The sequence below is a fragment of the Saprospiraceae bacterium genome, from assembly GCA_016717265.1.
Classification (GTDB): Bacteria; Bacteroidota; Bacteroidia; order Chitinophagales; family Saprospiraceae; genus Vicinibacter.
In genome coordinates, this window is the sequence record JADKFX010000001.1 from 271,883 (window position 1) to 284,007 (window position 12,125).

General features: G+C 34.3%; 11 protein-coding genes and 1 pseudogene. 9 read left to right on the forward strand and 3 right to left on the reverse strand.

Annotated elements, in window-relative coordinates:
- Positions 1-5: 5 nt before the first annotated feature.
- Positions 6-4,319 (reverse strand): gliding motility-associated C-terminal domain-containing protein, encoded by a 4,314-nt coding sequence (locus IPO86_01305; protein ID MBK9726733.1) that lies wholly within the window; start codon positions 4,317-4,319, stop codon positions 6-8.
- A 390-nt stretch (positions 4,320-4,709) separates the two neighbouring features.
- Between IPO86_01305 and IPO86_01310 the strand changes: the two are divergent.
- From IPO86_01310 to IPO86_01350, 9 genes and pseudogenes are all read left to right on the forward strand, one after another.
- Positions 4,710-5,054: pseudogene (locus IPO86_01310) on the forward strand (type II toxin-antitoxin system RelE/ParE family toxin).
- Positions 5,054-5,368 (forward strand): helix-turn-helix transcriptional regulator, encoded by a 315-nt coding sequence (locus tag IPO86_01315; protein ID MBK9726734.1) that lies wholly within the window; start codon positions 5,054-5,056, stop codon positions 5,366-5,368. Before IPO86_01310 ends, IPO86_01315 begins: the two are co-directional and overlap by 1 nt.
- A 102-nt stretch (positions 5,369-5,470) precedes the next feature.
- On the forward strand, positions 5,471-5,803 hold the full coding sequence (locus tag IPO86_01320; GenBank protein MBK9726735.1) for a hypothetical protein: 333 nt from the start codon (positions 5,471-5,473) through the stop codon (positions 5,801-5,803).
- 9 nt (positions 5,804-5,812) lie between these two features.
- A complete protein-coding gene (locus IPO86_01325) occupies positions 5,813-6,106 on the forward strand; it encodes a type II toxin-antitoxin system HigB family toxin (GenBank protein ID MBK9726736.1) in 294 nt (97 codons plus the stop codon).
- A gap of 1 nt (position 6,107) precedes the next feature.
- A complete protein-coding gene (locus IPO86_01330; GenBank protein ID MBK9726737.1) occupies positions 6,108-6,464 on the forward strand; it encodes a helix-turn-helix domain-containing protein in 357 nt (118 codons plus the stop codon).
- Between the two features lie 112 nt (positions 6,465-6,576).
- A complete protein-coding gene (locus tag IPO86_01335; protein MBK9726738.1) occupies positions 6,577-6,936 on the forward strand; it encodes a type II toxin-antitoxin system RelE/ParE family toxin in 360 nt (119 codons plus the stop codon).
- A 1-nt stretch (position 6,937) separates the two neighbouring features.
- The gene (locus tag IPO86_01340) at positions 6,938-7,264 is read left to right on the forward strand and encodes a helix-turn-helix transcriptional regulator (protein MBK9726739.1); all 327 of its coding nucleotides are present in this window, start codon (positions 6,938-6,940) and stop codon (positions 7,262-7,264) included.
- Positions 7,265-7,467: 203 nt separating this feature from the next.
- The gene (locus IPO86_01345) at positions 7,468-7,953 is read left to right on the forward strand and encodes a pyridoxamine 5'-phosphate oxidase family protein (protein ID MBK9726740.1); all 486 of its coding nucleotides are present in this window, start codon (positions 7,468-7,470) and stop codon (positions 7,951-7,953) included.
- A 204-nt stretch (positions 7,954-8,157) separates the two neighbouring features.
- Entirely contained in the window at positions 8,158-8,703 is a 546-nt protein-coding gene (locus IPO86_01350) for a hypothetical protein (GenBank protein MBK9726741.1), read from the forward strand.
- Positions 8,704-9,258: 555 nt separating this feature from the next.
- On the opposite strand, the gene IPO86_01355 is transcribed toward IPO86_01350, so the two are convergent.
- Entirely contained in the window at positions 9,259-9,876 is a 618-nt protein-coding gene (locus IPO86_01355) for an outer membrane beta-barrel protein (protein ID MBK9726742.1), read from the reverse strand.
- Positions 9,877-10,574: 698 nt separating this feature from the next.
- Positions 10,575-11,618, reverse strand: a complete 1,044-nt coding sequence (locus tag IPO86_01360; GenBank protein ID MBK9726743.1) for a T9SS type A sorting domain-containing protein — start codon at positions 11,616-11,618, stop codon at positions 10,575-10,577.
- Between the last annotated feature and the right edge of the window lie 507 nt (positions 11,619-12,125).

Here is a 12,125-nt window from a genome sequence, read left to right on the forward strand (position 1 = left end):
CCATTTTATCTCAACAAAGTCACATCACCTTTTGCTTGGTGATACCCCCCAAATTTGTCGTGCCAAACTACGCGGTAAACAAAAACAGCAGGACTGGCAGGTTGATTTCGGAAAATTCCATTCCAGCCATATTGAGGATCATTGGGAGGTATGTTTTGTTGCGCGAAAACTACTTCCCCCCAACGGTTATAAACTGCAAATTCATCAATCAAATGAACATCTTCATTTGCATACACAAAGAAACGATCATTAATTTGATCACCGTTTGGTGTAAAAACATTGGGCACATAAACCTCTCCTCCGTCCGAAATCATTAAGACCAGATATTCAATGGAATCACAGCCTTTATGGCTTCGATGGTTATAAATATAAACACCGCTTTGATTGTAAAGCTGATTGGTAGTTGACCAAACAAAACGGTCTAATGCACAAATCGTGTCTCCAAAATGATACTCCGGATTTATCATAAGCTGCATCTGATATGTAGAATCACAACCTTCGCTGGTTTTGGAATCATACCGATAGCTGCCGCTGTTATTATAAATCTTTCCGGTAATGGGCCAGGTAAAATTGATACAGCTTTCAATGGTATCTTTAAAATGATATTCCGGCCGAATTCGAAGATTTATATTCAGGATCGAGTCACAACCGAATTGATTCGCACCATTTAAAATAATTCTGCCGGATTTATTTGTTTCATTAAATACTACCTGATGAATGGACACATTCCCTCTTGGACAAATAGAAGTGTCTATGCGATATGCTGACTCTGGTCGTATATGAATCTCAACTTGAATTATAGAATCACAGCCCACCACATTAGCCCCTGAAAGTACAATCCGACCGCTTGGATTTAATTCGTCAAATCGCTGATTGTGCAAGAGAATGAATCCTCCTGGACAAATAGCACTGTCTAACTGGGACCTTGATGTTGTACGCAAACTGACGCTTACTTCTATAATAGAATCGCAGCCCACCGCATTAGCTCCTGAAAGTACAATCCGACCGCTTGGATTTAATTCGTCAAATCGCTGATTGTGCAAGAGAATGAACCCTCCAGGACAAATAGCACTGTCTAGCTGGGACCTTGATGTTGGACGCAAACTAACATTTACTTCTATAATAGAATCGCAGCCCCATTGATTCGCTGCATTCAAAATAATACTTCCTACAAGATTTGATTCATCAAAACGTTTATTATGCAATAGAATAAATGAACCAGGACAAATCGTGGTGTCCAGAGTCGCTTTTGTAAAAGGTAGGAATTGCAACTTTACATGGATCGTAGAATCACAGTTCCTATGATTGGCTCCGGGTAAAATAATATCTCCTGAACTTCGGTTTGCATCAAAGGTTTGGTTGTGCAAGATTACTTTACCGAATACACAAGTAGTGGTATCCAAATTAGATTCTGACTTCGTAAGAATATTTAGGTTTACCTGAATCACAGAGTCACAACCAAATTGATTTGCAGCTTGCAGAAAAATGATTCCGTTGGTCTTGTTTTTATCAAAAATTTGATTGTGCAAGTTCAATGAATTTCCATCACAGATCGCTGTGTCTAAGCTATAACTTGTCTGCAGATGAATCGCAGTATTTACAACGACCAAAGAATCACAGCCGAAGCCACGGGTATTTGGAAACCTAACTAGCCCAGAAGGATTTGATGCTGAAAACCAGCGATCGCCTACTTTTACAGAATCCGTAATACACAAATCATAATAGATAGAATCAGGTTTGACCTGAAAGCAAGGAAGCAATCCAAAGTCGATTGAAAAATCATTTTCACCGTCTTTACCACTCAAATAATTAATAGCAAGTTTATCCTTATAAATTAGCGGGAGCGGAAGTGATCGCGATGCATCTGAATCATTTTCGGAATTTCCAAAATTTAGGCGCGTATGAAAGGCAGATGTCGAAAAACTTTGCTTGTTAAAGATTAATTCACCATTGATATAGTTGGTATCTGCACCCAATTGTATAAAATATTCGGTGTAAGGATCCAAGTCGCGAAAATAATATACACCATTCTGATCACTATTTGTTTGTTTAATTAATGAATCTTTCGCATTAAAAAGTAACACCGGAATATTCATTAATGGAGTTTCACCCGGGTCTTGAATCCCATCCTGATCCAGGTCATTCCAAATAAAATTGCCAAGAGATACACCAATACCTTTAGGTGTAGATGAGCCAATGAGTAATTCGATATCGCCTAGTCCTGCTGCTTTACCAAAGGTCCCAAGCTCTCCGGTAAAAATATTGTAATTGACTTTCTTTGTACCTAAGGAATTATCAAGTTGACTCCATCCATTAGACCAAATATTTGCTGGATCCATTAGGGTAGCTAGTACCGTATTGTAACTTGGATGGACAGCTAATGCTCCTAAGCTGCTTTCCTGATGACTGTAAAATCCATCTTGAAAATAAAATTCCCCGCCACAAACTCCCTGATTGTTATCTTTTCCTTGAGTGGTATAAAATCCAGAACTTGCATTTTGTTCTAATATATATTCGTTTTTAAGTTTGAATAATTTAAGGTTGTCTCCACCCGCAAAAGTGATGTATCTAATATTGTCTTTAGTATTCGTCCCGTAATCTCGTCCACCTGTTTGATATCCATATCGGTCTCCAAGTGACACGATCATATTTTCCTCAGAATCGAATTCTATATCTGAAAGCACAGGAACAGGGCCACAAACCACATCTCCTTGAATAAAAAACTTGTAAAAATCATTATTCCAAGGGCGGAATGTGGAGCAAATGTTTCCGTCTAAAAAACCTTTTGTATAGTTGAGTTCAAAAGAAACTTCTTGTTTAAAGTTCCCGTTGGTATAGGAATATACCACTGCACGTAAATCATCCCAATTGCCCGTTGATTCTGCTGAACAAACACCTCCAACATAAAGGGATCCATCTTTGTATTTTAGTCCCCAGGGCCGCCAATCACTGGCAATAGAACATCCAGGATCTGGAATTGGAATTTCCCGAACGCGATCTGCGGTAATCGGCAATCGTAAAGGATTTCCGATTGCAATAATTATAAGAGACCGGTTGTAAAGATTGACAACAAATAAAGTATCCCCGGCATCGTTAACATCCAGATCGCCAAGTCCCCATTTTCCAATTTTGTCAAAAGCAGACGAATCGTGGGAAGCATCCAAAGGATTAATTGGAAGATTTCGAATGAGCAAACGTTCGTCCCCGGTTTGGATACCAAAGGAATCAAGATTTACCATCACTTTTGTGATTCCAAAATAACGATAACCCGGTAGTATTTGTGGGTTCGGTAAAAATCCACTTAAGTCCGTAACATAGATCGCACCCAGTCCGCCAGGCCCTAAAGAGGCGTTTCGTTTTAAAAAAGAACCAGAAAATAACTGACGTGTTTCTTTTTGAAAGCTGAGTCCCCAAACGGATCCAGTTTCTCCTGCATTGGCAATATAATAATTCCCATTAGGTCCTGTCCGAGGCCCACCTTCGGTGGTGGAGTAGAGATTTGCTACGAGTGTAGGCTCCGTATGTGCCGGACTGGCAGGATTTAGAGCGTCCCCCTTTGCAAAACAAGTGGTGACCATCCAGGGATTTGGATCAATCACCTTGGTCAACTGATAAATACCGAGGTCAACATTACAAGTACCTACCGTTGCAAATTGAGTACGGGTCTTATTTTCAGGTCCAGGTATGGCATCAAATAAACCGGCCGGTATCTGGTATTCTACTCTTAGTTTTTGTCCTGCTACTAAATTATCAATAGCCCATAGACCATTTGTTTTAGTAGTAGTAACTGCATGTAACTTTTTGGCATCATCATATAATCGAACTTCAATTCCGCGCAATCCATTTTCGGAACTTTCCTGTAAGCCATTGTTGTTAAAATCAGAATAAAGCTTACCACCGATTGCCATCGGACCAGAACAAACGGGTGGATTACATGGTAAGGGTAAAATAATATTCACTGGATTGGCTGCACAGTTTCCTGTAATAAAAGAAGCATCCACTGAATAGTTGCCGCCATCTGGATCTAAAATAAATTGGACAAAAGGAGGACAGCCTTTCATAAAAGGATCAAAGAGTTTAGTCATCCCATTTAGTCTTACTTGTATTTTTTCACCAGCCACGGGCATTGACCATGATAAAAAGACTACGACGATCACTTTAGATTGATTTCCAGTACGCAGTCCATATTCACATTCGCCAACGATTACGCGGTCAATCGTTAAGGTACATATCGCATTCTCAATAATAGACTTATGATAACTTTTTCCGAAAGTTAAGTCTGATCCAAAAACTATAAAAGCGAGGGTCCACAGTGCCATTAATCCTATTTTAATCATAGCTCTATGATTCAAGAAGTTAATTGACTAAATAAAGGTACTAATAAATAGAACCTTTAAGCATCCTTTATGCGTTTAGTGGAATTCAATCTGAAAGTGTGTAAAAGTGAATTCTGTCTCGTCCTAAAAAAACCTGACCGATTGTAGGCGGGGTTTACAGGTTAATTCATTAATCCTGCTATTCGTTTACATTAGTTTCAGTGCTCCGCAGACACTTTTGTGGTTAATCAAACATTGGTTCTACGCATCAATATTTGAGGTATAAATAGCCATCTTCGCCAAGCCTGAAAACCTTATGCTTGACCTTAAAAAAGGCGGTAAAAAATAAAGTGTCGTATTAAAGAAACTATTATCTTCGTCAAAATGATATGAATGGAAGACCTTTTTAGGGTTGAATTGCTTGATGAGGCTACTGAATTCATAGAGCAACTTGACGAAAAGACTAGAGATAAAGTCTTTTACAACCTTAAAAAAGCATCCAAAAAGTAGGATTCAGAATTATTTAAGCAATTGGACAATGAAATCTGGTATTTTAGAACACTTTACAATCGGCAAAAAATCAGATTATTTGAATTTTGGGACAAACAAGATAAGAATGATACTTTAGTAATAGCGACACATGGGATCATAAAGAAAAGTGATAAACCGTCAATTTCTGAAATAAATCACGCAAAATATTTAAGGACGAAATATTTAAAAAAGAAATATAAAAAATAATGAAAACAACAAGCTTAGATACATTAATTGATAAACATATTGGAAAAATCGGGACTAAAAAACGGGATGCATTCGAAAACGAACTTCGATTAGATTTACTTGGAGATGCTGTGAAGAAAGCAAGAAAAGAAAGAAACTTAACTCAAGAGCAACTTGGCAAATTAGTGGGAGTGCAGAAATCACAAATTTCAAAAATTGAAAATTCTGTAACAGATGCAAGATTTGATACTATGTTGAAAGTATTTAAAGCTTTAAAGGCTAAAGTAAGCTTCAGCGTAGAAATTGATAAAAGAAAACTTCTGTTAACAGAATAAAACAGGCCAGAGCATAACAATGCACTAGCGGATAGACTCCCTAACGGTCGTCCATTGCCAGCGCTGTCTCGTTATGCGTCATTTTAGATAACATACAACAACATGACAATGAACAATGTCGATAATAATTCTTCTTACCGCAAATTTGGCCGGATTACTTGTTTGATGGTATTTGCACTAGGAATATTTTATGCCACAATAACTGCGATAGGATTGTTTTCTCTTGAATCATCACATGATTCTATTGGTAATCCATATTTTACAATAATGGAAATTTTAAATATCCAAATTGCCCTGTTAATGGCGATCAGTATGCTTGCAATTCACCATTATGCATCACCAGTTGACAAACATTTTAGTCTTATTGCACTTATTCTTATGTTAGTGGTCAAAATAAATATTCCCATTATGGAAACTTTTTGTACAATTTCATAAAGATTTAATTTGCGAATCATTGCGAGAAAAACGTTAAAAGATTTTTGGACTAAATATCCAGATAGCGAACAATCTCTAAAGTCTTGGTATAGAGAGATTAGTGCTAATAGTTGGAGGAATATAAACGATCTCAAAAAACAATTTCCAAGCATGGGTATTGTTTCTAATAATAGAACTGAATTCAATATAAAAGGAAACAACTATAGGTTGCTAGTCCGCATAAATATTGAATATCAATTAATTTATATCAGGTTTATCGGAACGCATAAACAATATGATAAAATTGATGCTACAAAAATTTAATATGAAAATAAATCCAATCCATTCAAGGAAAGATTATCAAAGTGCGATGAAAAGAATTGATGAAATATTTGATTCGAAAAAAGGTTCACCTACTGGTAATGAGTTAGAAATATTAAGTATTTTAGTAGACCACTATGAAAGAGAAAACTTTCCTATTGAATCTCCTGAACCTATTGAAGCCATAAAGTTCAGGATGGAACAAATGGGTATGAATCAAAATGAACTTGCAAAAATTATTGGGCAAAAAAGCAGGGCAAGTGAAATCTTGAATAAAAAACGAAAATTAAGTTTGGAAATGATTAGAAAACTTACTAAAACTCTAAATATTCCAAGTGAAGTATTGATCAAACCTTACTAAATAAATTGTGAGATCTAAAATACAGCTACTAACAAAGTATTTGCGATCTCTCAAAATATTTATCTTAAAAAAATAGTTCCATTTAAGGAAACAATTCTTATATTTGCAAATTATGGCCGCATTAAATAAGCCTATAGTTGTCATTTTGGATGATGAAGCTGAAGCCTTCTTCGAAAATCTTAATGAGAAAACTAGAAATAAATTCTACGTTTTATTCGATAAAACTGAATCTGGGTATAGAGGTGAATGGTTTGAACCTTTAAAAGAGACGGATGGGTTATGGGAATTTAGACTTAGATTTAACAAGAATTTCTATAGGTTAATAGCGTTTTGGGATCGAGATGAAAAAGTCGAAACATTAATAATTGCTACACATGGATTCTTAAAGAAAACTAACAAAACACCTAGTTCAGAAATTAAAAAAGCAGAAATTATTAAAAAGAAATATTTTAAAAACAAAAGAAGTAATTAATATGATTCGAGTATCAGATTTAAAGGACAAAACGCTAGGCAAGGTTGGAACTCCTAAAAGGGACAAATATGAAAGAGAGCTTAAATTAGAAATTATTGCAGAGCAAATAAAACAACTACGTGAAGAAAAGCACCTTACTCAAGAGCAGCTCGGTGAACTAATAGGTGTGCAAAGAGCCCAAGTTTCCAAACTTGAAAACAGTACAACTAATATTACATTAGGTACAATTATTAAAGTATTTGATGCTTTAGATGCGCAACTCAGTTTTCAAGTACATAAGAAACCACTTGCAAAATCAAAGAACAAAAGAGGACTGCAAGTTACATAGTACTTGCGATCATGCCGCCAACAAAGAATAATATTCCCACATGGCACTTAGTAAAAAACATTTTCTTTCTTTTGGCTTCCGATTAGATGGCGGCTCGTCACAAGTACTGGTCCGTTAGCGGTCAAGCTATAACAGCAACCCAACGATACCAAATATCAGTTTTAAATTAGCACTTTAATAAAATTCGACAGCGTATAAATAAAATGGACATTCAGAAAAATTGGACAGAAATAAGAAAGCATTTCAACAAATGTTTCAGGACTAATTTTCACGTTTCCCTTGCTTCCGTTGACAAAGAAGGCTACCCAACAGTAACCCCAATTGGCTCTTTATTCCTAAACAGCAATCAAAATGGGTTTTACTTTGAAAAGTTTCCGACAAAACTTCCGGAAAATAGTATAGACCACAAAAATATTTGTGTTTTAGCAGTAAACAGCAATACCTTTTTTTGGTTAACTTCATTATTTAAAGGAAAATTTAATAGCTATCCTGCAATTAAACTTTACGGACAACTTGGCGATAAAAGAAAAGCGACCGACAATGAATTAAAAAGACTCAACGCAAGAATGAGGACAACCAAATTGCTAAAAGGGAATAAATATCTATGGGGCAATATGGAATTTGTAAGAGAAATAACTTTTACAAAAGCAGAGAAAATTAACTTGGGCAAAATGACCGAAAACTTATGACACAAGAAACCCGAACCGCTACCAAGGTATTCCCAAAAGCATGCCTGAACGTCTTCGAATGGACATTTATTAAAGGTTCAACTTCCGTTTTTCGATTGAACTTTTGCGCTAAAAATCCCCCACTTCAACAATACAGACACATTAGCGGTCAGGCTAAGACGACAGTCATAAGTACACATAACCTTTGGCAATAATAATCAAGAAATGAAATCAAGTTACAAAGCAGAATTAGACATATTGGTGCAAAAGAAAAAGAACGAAATGCCGACTTCTTTTTCTGAAATGGCTCTTGACACTATTTTCATAACACTTGAATATACGCCTCAATACTTGACTGAGTTTGCGACACACTTTGACGATAAAAGTTCACTAAAACCAATTATTGACGGAAAAAGGTCTTTCAAAGAAACCTTGATACACTTGTTGAATTTTGAAGGACTTAACTACACAACCATATATCCTGCTTTTCTGATAAACAATCCGAAGGTTTACCCATTACACGCTGAAAGGGATTTTGACAAGTTAAGTTTATTTTCAGATTTTCAATTTAAGGAACTATTGACAGCATTTTGTTTTGAAAGGAGAAAGTATTTGAATTTTTTAAAATCATTAAAGAAAAAGGACTGGAACAAGCAATTAAGAGAAGAAGGAAAGGCAAGAGTAGAAACAATTTATTTAATGGCACGAAGAACGGCAGTTCACGATTTTACACACATTCAAATTCTTAAATTTCAAACTAATTTTTTTTAGGACCATAAACAGTGAAAAAACAAATGACAAAAGCCAGAACCGCTATCAGCACATTTGCAATAGGCGAGGCTTCATACTCCGCAGACAGTTTTGTGTTTACAGAAAGTGAATAATTAATATTTTCATATTAGGACTTCTGACAAGTTGCTCAACGTTTAATAAACCTGTCGACAACAAATCAGTATTCGCTATTAGTCTGGACTCTCTGAAATTGTATGACCAAAGCAGGCAAAGAGAAATTCCAATTGCTATTTATAAACCTAAAGCAGACAAAAAACTAAGAAATTAGAACTTTGTTTTTTTCAGTCACGGGTATGGACAAAATAAAGGCGGAGATTATTTGGCTTATTCATAATTGACAAAATATTTAGCTTCCAAAGGATATTTCGTTGTCAGCATTCAACACGAGCTTTCGACTAACTGTTTAATACCTTTGACAGTCCTTTCACAAATATTCTGCTCAGGTAAATAAATTTGTTGTGGTTTACTTTGTAAGGTTAAAAAAAATCGCAATAGTAAAAATTGGTTTTCATAATTTTAATATTAAATAATTATTTAAAATTCTTTGGTTAAAGAAAGTCCTATGTCCATTTTATAATTTCTAATCCAATTCGTATGCCCAAAGGTAATGCGTGGACTGAATTCTAAATCATATGCAGATACTAAACCATAGCTTAAGGTATGATTTATTTTTATTTTTATATCGTTTATTTTAAAAGGAGTTACCTCAATGTAATACGTAAGCCCCCAATCAAATTTATTAAATGAATAAAAAAACAATGGGAATGTATTAGCTTTAAATCCAACTTTTTCGAATGTAGTTGCAAGATAAATTCCAGGTAAAATTCTCAATCTATCGTTAAATAGGTAAACACCTAAGCATATTGGAACACTTAAATAAGGTATATTAAAATCAACATCCTTTTTATTAAAAATTGCTCCTTTGGTTTCATAATTTATCTCAGTTCGAAATAGTAAAATGCTTGAAACTTTCTTGCTAATACTAAAGCCAACACAATAGGTTATTTTACTGTCTAAAGTACCAGTATTATTTTGGTCAATTAAATCTGAATTACCTAATCTATAATGTAATCCTAATTCCAATTGAGCAAAAATACATTGACTAATAAATAGATTAAATAAATAAAAACTAATTAGCTTTTTAACGCTCATAACAAATTGGAAATACCGCAATAATCTTTTATCTTGACATTAAAATATTTCGAAATCGGAATCAAAATACTATAAACAAACTATTTTTTATATTATTATTATCCGACTAAAATACACTAAAATTTTGATGTAGCCCTTATTAAATCAAATTTTGCATCAATTTTATGGTGGTTTGAAATTTCAGAGTAGTTGGAGTGCTCAAATTAGCTTGTATTAAAAACAGTAATTTCATGTTTCTTCTAAGCTTTATAAGCATCCTTTATGAATGTACACAATTCAACGTAGCTCATTAGATGAAGCTTGATAACGGTGATCATATTTTCAAAGATTTCCTTGCCATTGCTTTTTGGAAGTTACCATCTTTAATAATTGGGCAATTAACACACATTACACTATCTTCATCAACACCAAACTCTATGATTTACTCAAAACGTAATTTATCACATGTGCTTAACTTGTACCTTAGAAATTTATCCTGTGCATTTTATGATGTTTTATACCCGCGATAAGCTTGTCATGTGCATAACGTGTACATGACAATAGTCTCATGTTCTTACAATGTACATAACAGATCAATTAAGTCCCATTTTGAATCATTTTGGTGCAGGACACAGATCTCGTGGTATAGTTTGCTTCACTACAAATTATATCATCTACAGGAATGAATTTCCTGCATTTTAAAATATGAAAAGATCTGTTTACTTAATCAACAAAAGTTTATTATGGATTTCTTGGCCATTGAATTGAAGCTTGCAAGAATAAATTCCAGCTGGAAAGTCAGATGCATTCCAGACAATTTGATGGTCTCCACCTTCTTTGACTTCATTTATAAGTTCGGCACAATGTATTCCAGCTGAATTATAAATATGAAGCTGAACGAATCCTTTAGTTGGGATCTGGTATTTTATTTTAGTATTGTATTGAAACGGATTCGGGTAATTTTCAATCCGAAGTTTTGAAGCTGATTCTCCGGATGAAACGGAAGTCAAAACTGCCAACACACTGGTAGCCCAAGAATTCCCAACGCGTATGCCATCGATTTTTATGTCGCATCCTGTCAATCCAGATTGTGCATAATTATTATTCAAATAGACTGAGCCCTGGCCGGTGTAATCATTTCCTTCAATGGTTACAGCCAATGGCTTATTTGGTTCAACTCCCGGTACTCCATTTGCAAATACATATAAGCTGGAAGAGTCATTGTTTACACCAGCTACAATCGAATACTTTAATACAACAAGATAGGTTTTATGAATATCATAGGTCGAATTGCTAAAATCTATATAACTCAATTTTCGAACCCCGAAATCAAACGTTTTATCGGAAAGCCTTTTAATATGTAATGCCGTATTTAAATTAGTCCCGCCGGTATTTGGATTAAATGCTATACCATAACCTTGTGTAACGGTTGTAGGCAAACTATCCACTCTAAACAAAAAAGACATATAAACTTCACCTGTAGCAATTGGTGAACTGAAATTTCTATATACTATGTCACCTTCTCCAGAATTGCTGATCAAACTACAATTTCCTCTAGCAGATCCCACATAATTAGCATATTCAAGTCCAGGTGAAACAATCTTTATATTATATTTTGAATTTATACCACTGCGATACCAACTGCCCGAATTTTCAAGACTGTCTACAGGATCAAAAATAAAATCTTCTGAAAGCACATTTTGGGAGAATAATCCAATTGTCATTGAAAAAACAAAGCATAAAATCAAGTAAACATTTTTCATTGTAGTAAATTGAAAATAATTAATTTATATTATAATAAAATACATTTCTAAAAATTATAAAACTTAAAATGCTATAATAAGCCTCCAGATTTCAGGAGTCAAAATTAAGAATATTTTTGAAAATCAGAATTCAATATTTTGCACTTAGATTGAAAATCAAATAATTATTAAATAGGATGCTTTATTTTGTAATCAAACTTTCAAGCTTTTTCGCAAAGTATTGAATATCAATTTATTAATGCTATAACTCCTGAATAAAAAACATTGGTAAATTCAATATTTTAATAGTTGATTTATGATATGCTTTTTAAATCAACCTAATAAAAAGACACAATAAGATACTGCATTACCGCAATTCACTGTTTTTAGAATACCTGAAGTTTATGTATTCAATTTGATTCTTTCAAAAATAAACAGTAGTGTATTTAAAATTTAAGACAAAAAATATTGTTTCTACTCGTATTTAAAAATAAATAAAATCCTTTATACCCAATTTAAGATCATTCA

Coding starts and splice junctions, on each gene's coding strand:
- IPO86_01355 (MBK9726742.1), bottom strand. CDS start 9,876: ATGAGCGTTAAAAAGCTAATTAGTTTTTATTTATTTAATCTATTTATT.
- IPO86_01305 (MBK9726733.1), bottom strand. CDS start 4,319: ATGGCACTGTGGACCCTCGCTTTTATAGTTTTTGGATCAGACTTAACT.
- IPO86_01345 (MBK9726740.1), top strand. CDS start 7,468: ATGGACATTCAGAAAAATTGGACAGAAATAAGAAAGCATTTCAACAAA.
- IPO86_01350 (MBK9726741.1), top strand. CDS start 8,158: ATGAAATCAAGTTACAAAGCAGAATTAGACATATTGGTGCAAAAGAAA.
- IPO86_01335 (MBK9726738.1), top strand. CDS start 6,577: ATGGCCGCATTAAATAAGCCTATAGTTGTCATTTTGGATGATGAAGCT.
- IPO86_01320 (MBK9726735.1), top strand. CDS start 5,471: ATGACAATGAACAATGTCGATAATAATTCTTCTTACCGCAAATTTGGC.
- IPO86_01330 (MBK9726737.1), top strand. CDS start 6,108: ATGAAAATAAATCCAATCCATTCAAGGAAAGATTATCAAAGTGCGATG.
- IPO86_01360 (MBK9726743.1), bottom strand. CDS start 11,618: ATGAAAAATGTTTACTTGATTTTATGCTTTGTTTTTTCAATGACAATT.
- IPO86_01340 (MBK9726739.1), top strand. CDS start 6,938: ATGATTCGAGTATCAGATTTAAAGGACAAAACGCTAGGCAAGGTTGGA.
- IPO86_01315 (MBK9726734.1), top strand. CDS start 5,054: ATGAAAACAACAAGCTTAGATACATTAATTGATAAACATATTGGAAAA.